Origin of the sequence: Streptomyces sp. ISL-66 (assembly GCF_018614135.1) — a bacterium.
In the GTDB taxonomy this organism is placed as follows: domain Bacteria; phylum Actinomycetota; class Actinomycetes; order Streptomycetales; family Streptomycetaceae; genus Streptomyces.
The window spans coordinates 1-16246 of record NZ_JAGGOW010000123.1 but is presented as its reverse complement, the minus strand read 5'-3'; the positions used below and the strand labels follow the sequence as shown (position 1 = coordinate 16246).

Genomic DNA, 16246 nt, shown 5'->3' with positions numbered 1-16246 from the left:
CTCGTGGCCGCCCTGGAGGTTCCGTGGTACAGGCGTACATCCTCATCCAGACCGAGGTGGGCAAGGCGTCGTTCGTCGCCGAGTCCATCGGCCAGATCCCGGGGGTGATCCAGGCCGAGGACGTGACGGGCCCGTACGACGTGATCGTGCGCGCCCAGGCCGACACCGTGGACGAGCTCGGCCGCATGGTCGTCGCCAAGGTCCAGCAGGTGGAGGGGATCACCCGCACCTTGACCTGCCCGGTGGTCCATCTGTAGCCCCCGTCTACTCTTGGCCGGTGATGTCACGACACCGCCGGCCCTTCTCTCTGCTCGCCGCGCTGACCGCGGTGGCCGCCGCCTCGGCGGCCCTCGCGGGCTGTTCCCCGGGTGTTTCCGAGGCCCGGGTGGACCTGCCGTCCGCCCCGCCCGCCGACGTGGCGGACCTGTGTGCGGCGCTGCACGAAGAGCTCCCCGGGACGGTGGCCTCGCTGGACCGGACCCCGGCGGTGCCGGAGTCGGACCTCACCGCCGCGTGGGGCGGCTCGGCGATCGTACTGCGGTGCGGTGTCCGCAAGCCCGTGAAGATGCTGGATCCGAAACAGGACGGCATCGAGGTGAACGGTGTCGGCTGGCTCGTGGAGCGGCTGGACGACGGCGGGGCCCGGTTCACCACCGGGCTGCGGCTGGCGTACACGGAGGTCTTGGTCGACAAGGAGCATGCCACGGATATGGGGATGCTGGTGGGCCTGTCCTCGGCGATCGCCAAGACCGTGCCCGAGGGCATCGCCTCGTACTGACCTCGCGGGTCCCGCCCGGGTGGGACCCCGCGGCCGTTCCGGGGCCCGGCGGGCGGTCCGCGTGCGCGTACGGGACTCGGGGGCTAGCGCAGCCCGGTGGAGCGGCGCAGGGCGGCCTGGATGAGACGGTCCACCAGCTCCGGGTACTCGATGCCCGACTCCTGCCACATGCGCGGGTACATGGAGATCGGTGTGAAGCCCGGCATGGTGTTGATCTCGTTGATGACGAAGGTGCCGTCTTCGGTCAGGAAGAAGTCGGCGCGCACGAGGCCCTCGCAGGACGCGGCCTCGAAGGCCTCGACGGCGAGCCGCTGGACCTCGGCGGTCTGCTCCGGGGTGAGCGGGGCGGGCACGATTCCGGAGGCGGAGTCGATGTACTTCGCCTCGAAGTCGTAGAAGTCGTGGCTCGAGACCGGCGGGATCTCGGCGGGCACGCTCGCGCGCGGCCCGTCCTCGAACTCCAGGACCCCGCACTCGATCTCGCGGCCGCGCAGCAGCGCCTCCACGATGACCTTCGGGTCGTGGCGGCGGGCCTCGCGGATCGCGGCGTCCAGCCCGGAGACGTCGTCGACCTTGGTGATGCCGATCGAGGAACCGGCCCGGGCGGGCTTGACGAACAGCGGCCAGCCGTGGTCGGCGGCGAAGTCCAGGACCTTGCCGCGGGCGGCCTCCCGGTCGTTCTCCCACTCGCGGGGGCGCAGGGTCACGTACGGGCCGACGCGCAGCCCGAAGGACGTGAAGACCCGCTTCATGTAGTCCTTGTCCTGGCCGACGGCCGAGGCGAGGACGCCGGAGCCGACGTACGGGATGCCGGAGAGCTCCAGGAGGCCCTGGAGGGTGCCGTCCTCGCCGTACGGGCCGTGCAGGACGGGGAAGACGACGTCGACCTCGCCCAGGGCCTTGGGAACGGCGCCCGGCTCGGTGTAGACGACCTCGCGGCTGGCCGGGTCGACGGAGAGCACGACGGCGCCGTACTCGGAGTCGGCGAGCTCCTCGACGCTCGGGAGCTTCCGGTCGGCGATGGCCATCCGGGCCGGCTCGTCGGCGGTCAGCGCCCACCGGCCGTCCGTGGTGATGCCGATGGGCAGCACCTCGTACTTGGAGCGGTCGATGGAACGCAGGACGGCGCCCGCGGTGACGACCGAGATGGCGTGTTCCGAGCTGCGGCCGCCGAACACGACGGCCACGCGGGGCTTGCGGCCCTGCTGCTCAGGGCTCTGGGGGAGGTTCTCGCTGCTCATATCGCCACGAGGGTACCCGCTCGCACGTCCGGAAAGCAGTCAGCGCCGTTCCGGTTTGGCGCTGCGCCCCATGAGTTCCTTGAGCGCGACCAGGGTGGGCTTGCCGTGGTGGACGATGTCGACGACGGTGTCGGTGATGGGCATGTCGACCCCGTGGCGGCGGGCCAGATCGGCCACGGAAAGGCAGGACTTGACGCCTTCGGCGGTCTGCTTGGTGACCGCGATGGTCTCCTCCAGGGTCATCCCGCGGCCGAGGTTGGTGCCGAAGGTGTGGTTCCGGGAGAGCGGCGAGGAGCAGGTGGCGACGAGGTCGCCGAGCCCGGCGAGGCCGGAGAAGGTGAGCGGGTCGGCTCCCATGGCCAGGCCCAGCCGGGTGGCTTCGGCGAGTCCGCGGGTGATCAGCGAGCCCTTGGTGTTGTCGCCGAGGCCCATGCCGTCCGCGATGCCGACGGCGAGGCCGATGACGTTCTTGACGGCTCCGCCGAGCTCGCAGCCGACCACGTCGGTGCTCGTGTACGGGCGGAAGTACGGGGTGTGGCAGGCGGCCTGGAGGCGCTGGGCGACGGCCTCGTCGACGCAGGCGACCACGGAGGCGGCGGGCTGGCGGGCGGCGATCTCGCGGGCCAGGTTGGGTCCGGTGACGACGGCGACGCGGGCCGCGGGGACCTTGGCCACCTCTTCGATGACCTCGCTCATCCGTTTGGCGGTGCCGAGTTCGACGCCCTTCATGAGGGAGACGAGCACGGTGTCGGGGGCGAGCAGCGGGGCCCACTCGGCGAGGTTGCCGCGCAGGGTCTGCGAGGGGATGGCGAGGACCGTGAAGTCGGCGCCGGCCGCGGCCTCGGCCGGGTCGGTGGTGGCGCGGATGTTCGCGGGGAGTTCGACGCCGGGGAAGTAGTCCGGGTTGGTCCGGCCGGTGTTGATGGCGTCGACCAGCTCGCGCCGGCGGCCCCACAGGACCACCTCGCAACCGGCGTCGGCGAGCACCATGGCGAAGGCCGTGCCCCAGGAGCCGGTTCCGAATACGGCTGCCTTCACGGGACGTGTCACTTGTTGCCCTCCCCCGCGGCCTTGCGCCGCTGCTGTGCCCTGGCCTTGCGATGGTCGTACGGCTGCGTGGGCGCCTTTTGGCCCCGCAGTTCCTCCAGTAGCCCGGTGATGGCCGCCATGATGACTTCGGTGACCTCCTTGAGCAGGTCCGGGGTGGGTTCCCGGTCGTAGTACTCGGAGAGGTCCACGGGCGGTCCCGCGAGGACCTGGAGGGTCTTGCGCGGGAACAGGCTGAGCTTGTTCTCCTTGGCGTAGGGCGGCATCGCGAGGTTCGCGCCCCACTGGGCCACCGGAATGACCGGGGCCCTGGTCATCAATGCCACGCGGGCGGCGCCGGTCTTGCCGGCCATCGGCCACATGTCCGGGTCCCGGGTGAGAGTGCCTTCCGGGTAAAAGGCCACGCATTCACCGCGCTCGATGGCGTCGACCGCGGCCCGGAATGCGTCGAGGGCGTTGGTGGACTCCCGGTAGACGGGGATCTGGCCGGAGCCGCGCAGGATCGCGCCGACAATGGGGACCTTGAAGAGGGCCGCCTTGGCGAGCAATCGGGGCACCCGGCCGGTGTTGTACTGGAAGTGCGCGTAGGACAGCGGGTCCAGATACGAGTTGTGATTGACGGCGGTGATAAATCCGCCGTCGGACGGAATGTGGCCCATTCCCCGCCAGTCCCGCTTGAAGAGCACTACCAGCGGCGGTTTCGCGATGACCGCCGCCAGGCGGTACCAGAAGCCGATTCTGCGGCGGGACACTCGGACACCTTCCTCTAGGACCGGTGCGCGGCGTGGGCACCTTGGGGCCGGACAAGTGTCGCCCCAGGTCCGGTCCCTGTCGAGAACACCGTACGCCCCGCGCACCCGGGCCAGAGCCCGGGTCGCCCGCCTTGAGGCGACAATGGGCCCACGCATGACCCGGCCATGACCTGCGCATGGGCTGAACGGCCGCGCGAGCGCGGCGGAGGGAAGGGGTCGGTCACGAACGCCGTCTGGAGTCTGGTGGTCCCGCTGAAGCCCTTGGCGGTGGCCAAGAGCCGTCTCTCACAGGCGGTCGGCGCCTCCCGGCCGGGGCTTGCCCTGGCGTTCGCCCTGGACACCGTGGCGGGGGCGCTGGCCTGTGCGGCGGTCGCGGATGTGGTGGTCGTCACGGACGACCGGGCGGCCGGCGCGGAACTGGCCCGGCTGGGGGCGCGGATCGTGCCGGACGTCCCGGGCGCCGGACTCAACGCGGCGCTGGCGCACGGGGCGCGGGAGATACGGGCGGCCCGGCCGCGGGCGGCGGTGGCGGCGATGAACGCGGACCTGCCGGCGCTGCGGTCACCCGAATTGCTACGCGTGCTCGAAAACGCTTCGGTATTTCCCCGGGCATTTCTGGCCGATGCGGCGGGAATCGGGACGACCTTGCTTTCCGCTGCGCCGTACGTGGAATTGACACCCTCGTTCGGCGGTCGGTCCCGCGCCCGGCATTCGGCCTCCGGTGCGGTGGAAATCGACCTGCCGGGCGTCGACAGCGTGCGCCGGGACGTGGACACCGCCGCGGATCTGCGGACGGCCCTCGCCCTCGGCGTGGGTCGCCACACGTCCCGATACAGTGCCCGTATGCAGGCGACCGCGTACACGTACGACTCCCAGACCCGCAGCGGCAGTGTGCTGCTGGACGACGGCACCCCGGTGCCCTTCGAGGCCCCCGCGTTCGACGCGGGCGGCCTGCGCCTGCTGCGCCCGGGACAGCGGGTGCGGATCGAGACGGACGGCGAGGGCGCGGGCCTGCGGATCACCCTGGTCACGCTCCAGACGTTCTGACCCGCCTTCCGGCCCACGCACCGCGGGCCGGCTTCCCCTGAGGTGGGGAAGCCGGCCCGTCGTGTGTGACTCGTGCCCTACTTGGTCTTTCGGGCGGTGGTCTTCTTCGCGGTGGCCTTGCGCGTCGCCGTCTTCTTGGCGGGCGCCTTCGTCGCCGCGGTGGCCTTCTTGGCCGCCGGCGCGGTCTTGTTCGCGGTGGCGGTGGTCTTCTTCGCCGTCGCCGCGGCCTTCTTGACCGTGGCCTTCTTCGCCGCGGGTGCGGCCTTCTTCGCGACCGCGGTCTTGGCCGCCGTCTTCTTGGCGGTGGGCGTGGCCTTCTTGGCCGTGGTCTTCTTCGCGACCGTGGTCTTGGCCGCGGTCGCCGCCTTCTTGGCGGTGGTGGCCTTCTTCGCCGCTGCCTTCTTCACCGTGGCGGAGGCCGCGGAAGAGCCACCCGTGAGGCTGCCCTTGGGCGCCTTCTTCACCGACACCTCGCCGCCCTTGGGCAGCTTCTTGGTGCCGGCGACCAGGTCCTTGAAGCCCTGACCCGCGCGGAAACGGGGTACGGAGGTCTTCTTGACCCGGACGCGCTCACCCGTCTGCGGGTTGCGGGCGTAGCGGGCCGGGCGGTCGACCTTCTCGAACGAGCCGAAGCCCGTGACCGAGACCCGGTCTCCCGCGACGGTCGCGCGGACGACGGCGTCCAGTACCGCGTCGACAGCGTCCGCGGCCTGCTGACGGCCGCCCAGCTTGTCGGCAATCGCTTCTACGAGCTGCGCCTTGTTCAACGTCTTCCCCTTCGGAGACTTCGCCAGAACGAATGTGTTCAAGCTTATTTCGCACGTTAGGCGGATATATACCGCAAATCAAACACGAAACGGGCTTATCACCCTAGTGCCGCAACGCTGTAGGCCGTTACGGAGTTCCTTCGCATCAGTCGCCTTCAGGGAATCGACCCTCGTCGAGGTCCTTCATCAACCTGTCCAGGCGCACTGCCGCATCTGCGGCATCGTGCTTCGCCGCGGCAGTGACGACCAACAGCTTCCGGGTCAGCGCCATCCTTACGCCCTCCGGGACTTGCAGTGAGCGAACCCGTGTGTGTGCTTCTTTCAATCGGTCCGCGACGAGTTCGTAGAGCTCAAGTTGACTGTCGCGTTCCATGCACAGATTGTGCCATCTGGGGCGAGTTGTCGCCTCACGGGGTCTCAACACACAGCTGTGCCCCCTGCCGGACGGCAGGGGGCACAGTGTTGCCTATGTGATCACCAGAAGGCGAATAAGCGCTGATCAGGCTGGAATCACGCCTGAATGGTGCGCGGCTTGAAGGTCGGACGGACGCTTTCGTAGGCCGCGATGTCCCCTTCGTTCTGAAGGGTGAGCGAGATGTCGTCCAGCCCCTCCAGCAGCCTCCAGCGGGCGTTGTCGTCGAGTTCGAACTCGGCCACGACGCCTTCGGCTCGGACCTGGCGGTCGACCAGGTCGACCGTGATCTCGGCAGTGGGGTCGGCCTCGGTCAGATCCAGCAGCCGGTCGACGGCCTCCTGCGGCAGGACGACGGTCAGCAGACCGTTCTTCAGCGAGTTGCCGCGGAAGATGTCGGCGAAGCGGGAGGAGATGACCGTTTTGAAGCCGAAGTTCTGCAGGGCCCAGACGGCGTGCTCGCGCGAGGAACCGGTGCCGAAGTCGGGGCCCGCGACCAGGACGGTCGCGCCCGCGCGCTCCGGGCGGTTCGTGATGAACTCCGGGTCCTTGCGCCAGGCCTCGAAGAGCCCGTCCTCGAACCCGTCGCGGGTGATCTTCTTCAGCCAGTGGGCCGGGATGATCTGGTCGGTGTCGACGTTGCTGCGGCGCAGCGGGACGGCCCGGCCGGTGTGGGTGGTGAAGGCTTCCATCGTTCTCAGACTCCGGCGGTCGCGGGGGCGTCGGACAGGTCGGCGGGCGAGGCCAGATGGCCCAGCACCGCGGTGGCCGCGGCCACCTGCGGGGAGACCAGGTGGGTGCGTCCCCCCTTGCCCTGCCGGCCTTCGAAGTTGCGGTTGGAGGTGGACGCGGAGCGCTCACCGGGCGCCAGTTGGTCGGGGTTCATGCCCAGACACATCGAACAGCCCGCGTGCCGCCATTCGGCGCCGGCCTCCTTGAAGACCTTGTCCAGGCCCTCCTCCACCGCCTGCAGGGCGACGCGGACGGAGCCCGGGACGACCAGCATCCGTACGCCGTCGGCGACTTTGCGGCCCTCGACGATGCCCGCGACGGCGCGCAGGTCCTCGATGCGGCCGTTGGTGCAAGAACCTACGAAGACGGTGTCGACCTTGATGTCGCGCAGCGGCTGTCCGGCGGTCAACCCCATGTACTCCAAGGCCTTTTCGGCGGCGAAGCGCTCCGAAGCGTCCTCGTACGAAGCCGGATCGGGGACGTGTCCCGACAGGGGCGCGCCCTGGCCCGGGTTGGTGCCCCAGGTGACGAACGGCGCCAGCACGGTGCCGTCGATGACGACCTCGGCGTCGAAGACCGCGTCGTCGTCGGTGCGCAGGGTCTTCCAGTACGCGACCGCCGCGTCCCAGTCCTCGCCCGTCGGGGCGTGGTCGCGGCCCTCGAGGTAGTCGAAGGTGGTCTGGTCGGGGGCGATCATGCCCGCGCGGGCGCCGGCCTCGATCGACATGTTGCAGATGGTCATGCGGGCTTCCATCGAGAGGTTCTCGATGGCCTCGCCGCGGTATTCCAGGATGTAGCCCTGGCCGCCGCCGGTGCCGATCTTGGCGATGATCGCCAGGATCAGGTCCTTGGCGGTGACGCCCTCGGCCAGCGCGCCGGTGACGGTGATCGCCATCGTCTTGGGGCGGGCCAGGGGCAGCGTCTGCGTCGCCAGCACGTGCTCGACCTGGCTGGTTCCGATGCCGAAGGCCAGCGCGCCGAAGGCGCCGTGGGTGGAGGTGTGGGAGTCACCGCAGACCACGGTGGTGCCCGGCTGAGTCAGACCCAGCTGCGGTCCCACGACGTGGACCACGCCCTGTTCCACGTCGCCCAGCGAGTGCAGGCGGACACCGAACTCGGCGCAGTTGGCGCGCAGCGTCTCCAGCTGGGCCCGGGAGACCGGGTCCGCGATCGGCTTGTCGATGTCGATCGTGGGGGTGTTGTGGTCCTCGGTCGCGATGGTGAGGTCCACGCGGCGGACCTTGCGGCCGGCCTGCCGCAGACCCTCGAAGGCCTGGGGGCTGGTCACCTCGTGCAGCAGGTGCAGATCGATGAAGAGGAGGTCGGGCTCGCCCTCCGCGCGCCTGACGACATGGTCGTCCCAGACCTTCTCCGCGAGTGTCCTACCCATCACTTTCCCTCCGGCCGGCCGGTTGTGCCGGCGCTTCATAGAGATCTTGTGCGCCTTGTCGCCCGTACCCCACGTCCCGGACGACGGCTCGGATCCAGGTGGTTCGTGGACCCGCACATACAGACTCGCTGGTTCTTGGAAAAATTGAACTTGCGTTTCACAGTGTGAGACGCGAATATCGTTTCATGGACAACTCTAGCGGCGTCGGCGTTCTCGACAAGGCAGCTCTGGTATTGAGCGCACTGGAGTCCGGTCCGGCCACCCTCGCCGGGCTGGTCGCGGCGACAGGGCTCGCACGACCCACGGCACATCGCCTTGCCGTGGCACTGGAACACCACCGGATGGTGGCGAGGGACATGCAGGGCCGGTTCATCCTCGGACCGCGGCTGGCGGAGCTCGCCGCCGCGGCCGGCGAGGACCGCCTGCTGGCCACGGCCGGACCGGTGCTCACCCACCTCCGGGACGTGACGGGAGAGAGCGCACAGCTCTACCGGCGTCAGGGCGACATGCGCATCTGCGTGGCGGCGGCCGAGCGGCTGTCGGGCCTGCGGGACACCGTCCCGGTGGGCTCCACGCTTCCGATGAAGGCCGGATCGGCCGCGCAGATCCTGATGGCCTGGGAGGAGCCCGAGCGGCTCCACCGCGGCCTGCAGGGCGCGCGCTTCACCGCGACGGCGCTCTCGGGCGTACGGCGCCGCGGCTGGGCGCAGTCGATCGGCGAGCGGGAGCCCGGCGTGGCCTCCGTCTCGGCGCCGGTGCGCGGCCCCTCGAACCGCGTGGTGGCCTCCGTGTCGGTCTCCGGCCCGATCGAGCGCCTGACGCGCCACCCCGGGCGCATGCACGCCCAGGCCGTCATCGACGCGGCCGGCCGCCTGACGGAAGCCCTGCGCCGCTCCAGCTGACCCGACCCTTCCCACACTCCCCCGGGCCCGGGGGCGCGTACGACGCCGCACACGTCCGAACGCGCGCCTCCGGGCCCGCACTTGTGCCCGGGGCCCGCGCCTACGGGTTCGCGGGCCGCGGGCCTGCGTACGGGAACGCGGAAGAGGCCCTCCGCGATGAACGCGGAGGGCCTCTTCGATGCGTACCCCCGACCGGATTCGAACCGGCGCTACCGCCTTGAGAGGGCGGCGTGCTAGGCCGCTACACAACGGGGGCTAGCTGTTACTGCGGTACTGCGCTGGGCTACCAGGACTCGAACCTAGAATAAGAGAACCAGAAACTCTCGTGTTGCCAATTACACTATAGCCCAAAGGTCTAGACCAGCTAGACACCGTACCCCCGACCGGATTCGAACCGGCGCTACCGCCTTGAGAGGGCGGCGTGCTAGGCCGCTACACAACGGGGGCCCTAGCGATCCTGCATCAAAACATCCGGGTGCGACCCTGGAGATCTCGCGGGAAGGATCTGTACCCCCGACCGGATTCGAACCGGCGCTACCGCCTTGAGAGGGCGGCGTGCTAGGCCGCTACACAACGGGGGCAAGCACTGCGTTAACACTGAACTGCGCTGGGCTACCAGGACTCGAACCTAGAATAAGGGAACCAGAAACCCTCGTGTTGCCAATTACACTATAGCCCACCAAAACTCAAGACCCTGAGGGACTTTCGTTCGGTTAGCGTCTCCGGCCCGGCCTTTCGGCCCGCTCGGGCGGCGCAGAAAGAACATTACCGGATGGCTGACCGTGCTCCAAAACGGGTATCGGCGGCCAGTACCTCCGGGAGCCGGTCGAGTCCGGCGATCCGGTGCACTCCGTCGGGCCCCGGCCCCCGGCCGCCCTCCCGATCCAGCCAGACCGCCGTCAGTCCGGCGTCCCGGGCGCCGCGCGCGTCGATCTCCGGCTGGTCGCCCACGTAGACCACCTCGTGCGGCTCCAGGCCGAGCTCCGCGCAGGCCGCGAGGAAGGCGGCCGCCTCCGGCTTGCTGACGCCCAGCTCCACGGCGCACACGAGCACCTCGAAGCGGTCCCGCAGGCCGAGCCGGCGCAGCTTGGGGTCCTGGTTGGCGAGGGAGGAATTGGTGAGCACCCCGTGCCGGTAGCCGGCGGCGAGGACGTCCAGTACGGGCACCACGTCGGGGAAGACGGTCCAGGCGTCCTCGTAGTGCTCGACGTACCGCCCGAACCAGTCGTCGGCCTGCGCGTCGCTCAGCCCGGGCGCCGCGAGGAACTCCCGCACCCGGTCCCAGCGCTGCCCCTGGAAGCCCACCTCGCCGGCGGCGAAGCGCCCCCAGTGCCGGTCGGTGATCCGGCGCCACAGCGCGAGGGCTTCGTGCGGAGCCCCGTACCGCTCGGCGATCCCCTCGTCGGCCAGGTGCGCGGCGAGCCCGGCCCGGTCGGCCCCGGTGTAGTCGAACAAGGTGTCGTCGATGTCCCACAGCACCGCGCGAATCGCCATGGGGCCGACCCTACGTCGCACGGTCGCGCCGTGCGGGCACACCGCGGAACTCGATGCGGAACGGGCGCCCCGGGCCCGGGAAACGCCCCGGGGGGCGGCGGCCGGGGATCCGGCGGCCGCCCCCCGGGGGACGTACGGGTACGGCTACGCGGCCAGCTTCGCCAGCGTCGCGTCGATGCGGGACAGCGAGCGGTCCTTGCCCAGGATCTCGAGGGACTCGAACAGCGGGAGGCCGATCGTGCGCCCGGTCACCGCGACGCGGACCGGGGCCTGCGCCTTGCCGAGCTTGAGGCCGTGGGCCTCACCCGCGGTCAGGACGGCCTGCTTGAGGGACTCGGGGTCCGACCAGTCCGCCGCTTCCAGGTGGGCGCGGGCCGTGGTCAGCAGGGCCGCCGGGTCGCCCTTCATCGCCTTGTCCCACGAGGCCTGGTCCTCGACCGGCTCCTTCAGGAACAGGAAGTCGACGTTGGCCGTGATGTCGGACAGGACCGTGACGCGGGTCTGGGCGTGGGGCGCGATGCGCTCCCAGGCCGCGGCGTCGAAGTCCTCCGGCGCCCAGTTCGCGTGGGGGGCCCGCAGCCAGGGGGCGCAGGCGTCCGCGAAGGCCTTCGGGTCCAGCAGGCGGATGTGGTCGGCGTTGATCGCCTCGGCCTTCTTGAGGTCGAAGCGCGCCGGGTTCGCGTTGACGTCCGGGATGTCGAACTTCGCGACCATCTCCTCGATCGTGAAGATGTCCTGGTCCTTGGAGAAGGACCAGCCGAGGAGCGAGAGGTAGTTCAGCAGGCCCTCGGGGAGGAAGCCGCGCTCGCGGTACAGGTTGAGCGAGGCCTCCGGGTCGCGCTTGGAGAGCTTCTTGTTGCCCTCGCCCATCACGTACGGCAGGTGGCCGAAGGCCGGGATCCCCTTCGCGACGCCCAGCTCGACCAGCGCCTTGTACAGCGCGATCTGGCGGGGGGTCGAGGAGAGGAGGTCCTCGCCGCGCAGGACGTGCGTGATCTCCATCAGCGCGTCGTCGACGGGGTTGACCAGCGTGTACAGCGGGGCGCCGTTGGCGCGCAGGATGCCGAAGTCCGGCACGTTCTCCGGGGTGAAGGACAGCTCGCCGCGGACCAGGTCGGTGAAGGTGATGGTCTCGTCGGGCATCCGGAAGCGGACGATGTGGGGGCGGTGCTCGCCCTCGTACGCCTCGACCTGCACGGTGGTCAGCTCGCGGCAGTGGCCGTCGTAGCCGGAGGGCTTGCCGGCCGCGCGGGCGGCGGCACGGCGCGCGTCGAGCTCCTCGGTGGTGCAGTAGCAGTTGTACGCGTAGCCCCCGTCGATCAGCTTCTTCGCGACGTCCGCGTAGATGTCCATGCGCTCGGACTGGCGGTACGGGGCGTGCGGGCCGCCCACCTCGGGACCCTCGTCCCAGGTGAAACCGAGCCAGCGCAGCGAGTCGAGCAGCTGGCCGTAGGACTCCTCGGAGTCGCGGGCCGCGTCGGTGTCCTCGATGCGGAAGACGAACGTACCGCCGTGGTGGCGGGCGAACGCCCAGTTGAAGAGGGCCGTGCGGACCAGGCCCACGTGGGGGTTGCCGGTCGGGGACGGACAGAAACGTACGCGGGGGGTCGCGTTAGCCACGCTTGATCACCTTGTTGGTGAGAGTGCCGATGCCTTCGATGGTGACGGCGACCTCGTCGCCGACGTTGAGGGGGCCGACTCCGGCCGGGGTCCCCGTGAGGATGACGTCGCCCGGGAGCAGCGTCATGGCCTCGGTGATGTGCACGATCAGGTCCTCGATGGAGCGGACCATGTCGCTGGTGCGGCCGAGCTGGCGCTGTTCGCCGTTGACGGTGCACTGGATGGTCAGATCGCTCGGGTCGAGATCGGTTTCGATCCAGGGGCCGAGGGGGCAGGCGCCGTCGAAGCCCTTGGCCCGGGCCCACTGCTTCTCGCGCTGCTGGACGTCGCGCGCGGTGACGTCGTTGGCGCAGGTGTAGCCGAGGATGACGTCCTTGACGCGCTCGCGCGGGACCTCGCGGCACATGCGGCCGATGACCACGGCGAGTTCCGCCTCGTGCTGGAGGTCCTGGGTGAAGGAGGGGTACCCGATCGGGTCGCCCGGGCCGACCACCGAGGTGGAGGGCTTGAAGAAGGTGATCGGGGCCTGCGGACGGCCCTCGCTGTCGACGATGGTGTTACCCAGCTCCGCCGCGTGCTCCGCGTAGTTGCGGCCGATGGCCACGACCTTGTTCGGGAGCACGGGCGGCAGCAGCCGGACCTTGCTCAGCGGGACCTTCGTGCCGGAGAGCTCGAAGTCCGCGAACGGGATGCCCTTGATGATGTCGAGGACGAGCTCACCTTCGGCGCCGGGGGCAGTGCTGCCCTCGACCGCGCCGAACGCGACATTGCCGTCGATGGAGAACCTGGCGATGCGCACGTGTTGCGTCTGCCCCTCTGTATTTCCGCTGGCTGGAGTCTGCGGACTCCAGGCTAACGCGGTGGGGGCCGACGCTTCGCGCGGCTTTCGGCGGTGCCTACTGCGCGGGGGCGGCGACCGGCGCGTCCATGAGGATGGTGCGGCGCGGGTTCGCGGTCTGGGCCGGCAGCTCGACGGTGTGCTCCGGGACCGCTACGGCCTGCAGCTCCTCGGCGTCCTTGAGGTGGGCGAGGGTGGTGCGGCGCGGGTTGGCTATGTTGCGGAACATCATCGTCGTCTTCATCGGAGTCTGGGGCCCTCGGCTCGCTGGTCGGATGGGGACGGCGGCGGGTGCCGCCGGCTGCCTTCTGGGTGCCGCTCGTCTGCGTCAACCCTGTAAAGCTCAAGGCTAAACATCTGAATCCCCCGCGGAACCGGGAAGTAATGGCCACGGCTATGTGAGTTTGCTCACCTGCGACCGGGCATTACCGGCATAGCGGACAGTCAACTCCAGCCGGAAAACCGGACATTGCGCCACTGAATGCGCCATTCCGCTCCTGATCATCTCGACTGGGGCACCTTGCCAGGCGCGGGGTTTGGGCGACGTAAGTCCGGTTAGGTACGGATTGACTCCCACGAGGGGTAGCGCTCGGGTCACAAGCCGTGACCGACTCTCCGGGGCAACACTCGCACCTTGTTGGAGATCCCCCTCTGTGCTGGAATTCGCGGGACCGCCGCGGGAATCAGCCGGCGCGCAGGTGGCGCGAGACAGCGCCGAGCGCGGCGGCAACGGAGAGGGAGACGCGCCGGTCACCGACGACCACCATGGGGCGCATTGCCCCACGACTCGACACCGTCCCACCGGTCGCCCGGCGGGACGCCTGGTCCAGAGGTTGCGACGCTAGTGCAGGGACGATTCAAGAGGGACGGCAAGGGGTCTCCCCAGGCCCGCCAGGGCCGAGGGGACGCTGCGGCGGAGCAGGACCCGCGCGGCGGGACCGACCGCGGCTCCTCGCCCCAGCACGCCCAGAACCGCGGGCCGGCGCTCCAGGGCGCGGGCCCCGACGCCTCCGCCCCGCCGAAGGGGAAGGGACGCGCCAAGCCCAAGGGCGCGCCCCGCGGCAACGCCGAGTCCGCCGAGCGCGACACGGCGATACCCAAGGCCCCCAGTGGGTCCGGTTCCCGTCTCGCCATGCAGAACTGGCGCATCAGCACGCGACTCGTATCGCTGCTGACCCTGCCGGTCGTCGCGGCCACCACCCTCGGTGGCTTCCGCATCAACGACTCGCTCAACGACATCGCGCAGCTGGAGCACATGCAGCTGCTGACGACGATGACCCGCCAGGCCACCAACCTGGCCGCCATGCTCCAGGCGGAGCGCGACCAGTCCGCGGGTCCGCTGTCGGTCGACAAGTCCGGCAAGGCCAACAGCCTCGTCAAGGGCGCCCGCGACCAGACCGACGCCGCAGCCAAGGCCTTCGCCGCCGCGACCGACAAGGTCGACAACGCGGGCGGCAAGGACGAGACCCTCAAGTCGATCCGCAACAACGTCCTGCAGATCGGCCGCGGCCTCACCAAGATCGAGGACATCCGCGGCAAGGCGTACCAGAACGGTGCCCAGCAGACGGTCACCGAGTACAACGCGCTGATCGTCTCGCTGCTCTCGCTCTCCCAGGACATGGCGCAGGCCACCTCGAACCCCGAGATGATCAAGCGCACCCGCGCCCTGGCGGCGTTCTCCTCCGCCAAGGAGTACGCGTCCATCCAGCGCGCGATCATCGCGGCCGCGCTCCCCGCGGACCCCGCGCTCGGCGGCAACCTCCCCGAGAACGACCGCCTGTACGCCCTTGCCGCGCAGAGCGGCGAGGACAAGGCGAAGACCACCTTCGAGCTCGTCTACCAGGGCAAGCCCGAGGAGCTCCTCGCGGTGCTCGGCGACGGCAACCAGGAGATCGGCACCGCCGACCACTACGCCCGCCGCGTCCTCGGCAACAAGGACCAGTTCGCCAAGGAGAAGAACCGCTCCTGGATGGACTGGTACGACGCGGACGACACCAAGCTCCAGGCCATGAAGATCATCGAGCTGACCCTGCTCGAGGACATGGAAGTCAAGGCCCGCGAGCTCAAGAGCGAGTCACAGCGCGACGCCATCATCAACGGTGCGCTGATCCTCCTCGTCCTCGGCGTCTCCCTCGTCGGCGCCTTCGTCATGGCCCGCTCGATGATCCGCTCGCTGCGCCGCCTCCAGGACACCGCGACCCGCGTCGCCCAGGACCGGCTGCCCGAGCTCGTCAAGCAGCTCTCCGAGTCCGACCCGCAGGACGTGGACACGACCGTGGAATCGGTCGGTCTGCACACCCGGGACGAGATCGGCCAGGTGGCCGCGGCCTTCGACGACGTGCACCGCGAGGCCGTCCGCCTCGCCGCCGAGCAGGCGCTCCTGCGAGGCAACGTCAACGCGATGTTCACCAACCTCTCGCGGCGTTCGCAGGGCCTCATCCAGCGTCAGCTCTCGCTCATCTCCGAGCTGGAGTCCCGCGAGGCCGACCCGGACCAGCTCTCCTCGCTCTTCAAGCTCGACCACCTCGCGACCCGCATGCGCCGTAACGGCGAGAACCTCCTCGTCCTCGCGGGCGAGGAGCCGGGCCGCCGCTGGACCCGCCCCGTCCCGCTCGTCGACGTGCTCCGTGCCGCCGCGTCCGAGGTGGAGCAGTACGAGCGCATCGAACTCTCCTCGGTGCCCGGCACCGAGGTCGCCGGCCGCGTCGTCAACGACCTCGTGCACCTCCTCGCCGAGCTGCTGGAGAACGCCACCTCGTTCTCCTCCCCCCAGACCAAGGTCAAGGTCACCGGTCACGCGCTGCCCGACGGGCGCGTGCTCGTCGAGATCCACGACACCGGCATCGGCCTCTCCCCCGAGGACCTCGCCGCGATCAACGAGCGGCTCGCCTCGCCGCCGACCGTGGACGTCTCCGTCTCCCGCCGCATGGGCCTGTTCGTGGTCGGCCGCCTGTCCCTGCGACACGGCATCCGCATCCAGCTGCGCCCCTCCGACTCGGGCGGTACGACGGCCCTCGTCATGCTGCCGGTGGATGTCGCCCAGGGCGGCAAGAAGCCGGCTCCGATGCCCGGTCAGGGCGGCCAGGGTCTTCCCGGCGCCGCGGGCGGTCAGGGCGGCGGCGCGCAGGCGCAGGGCTCCCTTCCCGGTCCGGGCGCACGTCCGCCCGTGGGCGCGGCTCCCCAGCGCGGCCAGGTTTCCGCCGGCGCCCAGCGCGCGGCCCTGCCC

The 16246-nt window shown here is 70.1% G+C and carries 15 protein-coding genes, 5 tRNA genes and 1 pseudogene; 5 read left to right on the top strand and 16 right to left on the bottom strand.

Features of this window, described 5'->3' with window-relative positions; translation table 11 throughout:
- Nucleotides 1-23: 23 nt before the first annotated feature.
- Both J7E97_RS23430 and J7E97_RS23425 read left to right on the top strand, forming a co-directional pair.
- Entirely contained in the window at nt 24-257 is a 234-nt protein-coding gene (locus tag J7E97_RS23430) for an Lrp/AsnC family transcriptional regulator (RefSeq protein WP_030028650.1), read from the top strand.
- A 23-nt stretch (nt 258-280) separates the two neighbouring features.
- The gene (locus J7E97_RS23425) at nt 281-778 is read left to right on the top strand and encodes a DUF3515 domain-containing protein (protein WP_215030609.1); all 498 of its coding nucleotides are present in this window, start codon (nt 281-283) and stop codon (nt 776-778) included.
- Nucleotides 779-861: 83 nt separating this feature from the next.
- Here J7E97_RS23425 and J7E97_RS23420 read toward each other — a convergent pair whose 3' ends face one another.
- From J7E97_RS23420 to J7E97_RS23410, 3 genes are read right to left on the bottom strand one after another with little or no spacing between them, the layout of a single operon-like run.
- The gene (locus J7E97_RS23420; RefSeq protein WP_215030607.1) at nt 862-2019 is read right to left on the bottom strand and encodes a D-alanine--D-alanine ligase family protein; all 1158 of its coding nucleotides are present in this window, start codon (nt 2017-2019) and stop codon (nt 862-864) included.
- A gap of 39 nt (nt 2020-2058) precedes the next feature.
- Nucleotides 2059-3069 (bottom strand): NAD(P)H-dependent glycerol-3-phosphate dehydrogenase, encoded by a 1011-nt coding sequence (locus J7E97_RS23415; RefSeq protein WP_215030605.1) that lies wholly within the window; start codon nt 3067-3069, stop codon nt 2059-2061.
- Nucleotides 3066-3818, bottom strand: coding sequence for a 1-acyl-sn-glycerol-3-phosphate acyltransferase (locus J7E97_RS23410; protein ID WP_215030603.1), 753 nt, complete (start codon nt 3816-3818; stop codon nt 3066-3068). Before J7E97_RS23410 ends, J7E97_RS23415 begins: the two co-directional genes overlap by 4 nt.
- Nucleotides 3819-3983: 165 nt before the next feature.
- Here J7E97_RS23410 and cofC point away from each other — a divergent pair.
- Nucleotides 3984-4664: pseudogene (gene cofC, locus J7E97_RS23405) on the top strand (2-phospho-L-lactate guanylyltransferase); the annotation flags it as partial.
- Nucleotides 4665-4942: 278 nt separating this feature from the next.
- On the opposite strand, the gene J7E97_RS23400 reads toward cofC, so the two are convergent.
- The 4 genes from J7E97_RS23400 to leuC all read right to left on the bottom strand — a co-directional run bounded on the left by J7E97_RS23400 (nt 4943) and on the right by leuC (nt 8166).
- On the bottom strand, nt 4943-5632 hold the full coding sequence (locus J7E97_RS23400; protein WP_215030601.1) for an HU family DNA-binding protein: 690 nt from the start codon (nt 5630-5632) through the stop codon (nt 4943-4945).
- Nucleotides 5633-5777: 145 nt separating this feature from the next.
- Nucleotides 5778-6005 (bottom strand): hypothetical protein, encoded by a 228-nt coding sequence (locus tag J7E97_RS23395; protein WP_215030599.1) that lies wholly within the window; start codon nt 6003-6005, stop codon nt 5778-5780.
- Between the two features lie 137 nt (nt 6006-6142).
- A complete protein-coding gene (gene leuD, locus J7E97_RS23390) occupies nt 6143-6736 on the bottom strand; it encodes a 3-isopropylmalate dehydratase small subunit (RefSeq protein WP_215030597.1) in 594 nt (197 codons plus the stop codon).
- A 5-nt stretch (nt 6737-6741) separates the two neighbouring features.
- Nucleotides 6742-8166, bottom strand: coding sequence for a 3-isopropylmalate dehydratase large subunit (gene leuC / locus J7E97_RS23385; protein ID WP_215030595.1), 1425 nt, complete (start codon nt 8164-8166; stop codon nt 6742-6744).
- A 185-nt stretch (nt 8167-8351) separates the two neighbouring features.
- On the opposite strand from leuC, the gene ndgR reads away from it, so the two are divergent.
- A complete protein-coding gene (ndgR, locus tag J7E97_RS23380) occupies nt 8352-9068 on the top strand; it encodes an IclR family transcriptional regulator NdgR (protein WP_215030593.1) in 717 nt (238 codons plus the stop codon).
- Nucleotides 9069-9251: 183 nt separating this feature from the next.
- Here the strand turns inward: ndgR and J7E97_RS23375 are convergent.
- The 9 genes from J7E97_RS23375 to J7E97_RS23335 all read right to left on the bottom strand — a co-directional run bounded on the left by J7E97_RS23375 (nt 9252) and on the right by J7E97_RS23335 (nt 13264).
- Nucleotides 9252-9324 (bottom strand) — tRNA-Glu (locus tag J7E97_RS23375).
- Nucleotides 9325-9346: 22 nt separating this feature from the next.
- Nucleotides 9347-9418 (bottom strand) — tRNA-Gln (locus J7E97_RS23370).
- Nucleotides 9419-9442: 24 nt separating this feature from the next.
- Nucleotides 9443-9515 (bottom strand) — tRNA-Glu (locus J7E97_RS23365).
- Nucleotides 9516-9576: 61 nt separating this feature from the next.
- Nucleotides 9577-9649 (bottom strand) — tRNA-Glu (locus J7E97_RS23360).
- 26 nt (nt 9650-9675) lie between these two features.
- Nucleotides 9676-9747 (bottom strand) — tRNA-Gln (locus J7E97_RS23355).
- Between the two features lie 86 nt (nt 9748-9833).
- Nucleotides 9834-10562 carry an HAD family hydrolase gene (locus J7E97_RS23350; protein ID WP_215030590.1) on the bottom strand — a complete coding sequence of 243 codons (729 nt, stop codon included), beginning with the start codon at nt 10560-10562 and terminating at the stop codon, nt 9834-9836.
- 144 nt (nt 10563-10706) lie between these two features.
- Entirely contained in the window at nt 10707-12182 is a 1476-nt protein-coding gene (gltX, locus tag J7E97_RS23345) for a glutamate--tRNA ligase (protein ID WP_215030588.1), read from the bottom strand.
- The gene (locus tag J7E97_RS23340; protein ID WP_215030586.1) at nt 12175-12981 is read right to left on the bottom strand and encodes a fumarylacetoacetate hydrolase family protein; all 807 of its coding nucleotides are present in this window, start codon (nt 12979-12981) and stop codon (nt 12175-12177) included. Before J7E97_RS23340 ends, gltX begins: the two co-directional genes overlap by 8 nt.
- Before the next feature lie 97 nt (nt 12982-13078).
- Entirely contained in the window at nt 13079-13264 is a 186-nt protein-coding gene (locus tag J7E97_RS23335) for a hypothetical protein (protein ID WP_215030584.1), read from the bottom strand.
- 600 nt (nt 13265-13864) lie between these two features.
- On the opposite strand from J7E97_RS23335, the gene J7E97_RS23330 reads away from it, so the two are divergent.
- A partial coding sequence (locus J7E97_RS23330) for a nitrate- and nitrite sensing domain-containing protein (RefSeq protein WP_215030583.1) occupies nt 13865-16246 on the top strand: 2382 nt, incomplete at its 3' end.

Excerpts from the sequence above, each read along its gene's own strand:
- J7E97_RS23425 (WP_215030609.1), top strand. The coding sequence starts at position 281 with ATGTCACGACACCGCCGGCCCTTCTCTCTGCTCGCCGCGCTGACCGCG.
- J7E97_RS23420 (WP_215030607.1), bottom strand. The coding sequence starts at position 2,019 with ATGAGCAGCGAGAACCTCCCCCAGAGCCCTGAGCAGCAGGGCCGCAAG.
- J7E97_RS23395 (WP_215030599.1), bottom strand. The coding sequence starts at position 6,005 with ATGGAACGCGACAGTCAACTTGAGCTCTACGAACTCGTCGCGGACCGA.
- leuD (WP_215030597.1), bottom strand. The coding sequence starts at position 6,736 with ATGGAAGCCTTCACCACCCACACCGGCCGGGCCGTCCCGCTGCGCCGC.
- leuC (WP_215030595.1), bottom strand. The coding sequence starts at position 8,166 with ATGGGTAGGACACTCGCGGAGAAGGTCTGGGACGACCATGTCGTCAGG.
- ndgR (WP_215030593.1), top strand. The coding sequence starts at position 8,352 with ATGGACAACTCTAGCGGCGTCGGCGTTCTCGACAAGGCAGCTCTGGTA.
- J7E97_RS23350 (WP_215030590.1), bottom strand. The coding sequence starts at position 10,562 with ATGGCGATTCGCGCGGTGCTGTGGGACATCGACGACACCTTGTTCGAC.
- J7E97_RS23335 (WP_215030584.1), bottom strand. The coding sequence starts at position 13,264 with ATGAAGACGACGATGATGTTCCGCAACATAGCCAACCCGCGCCGCACC.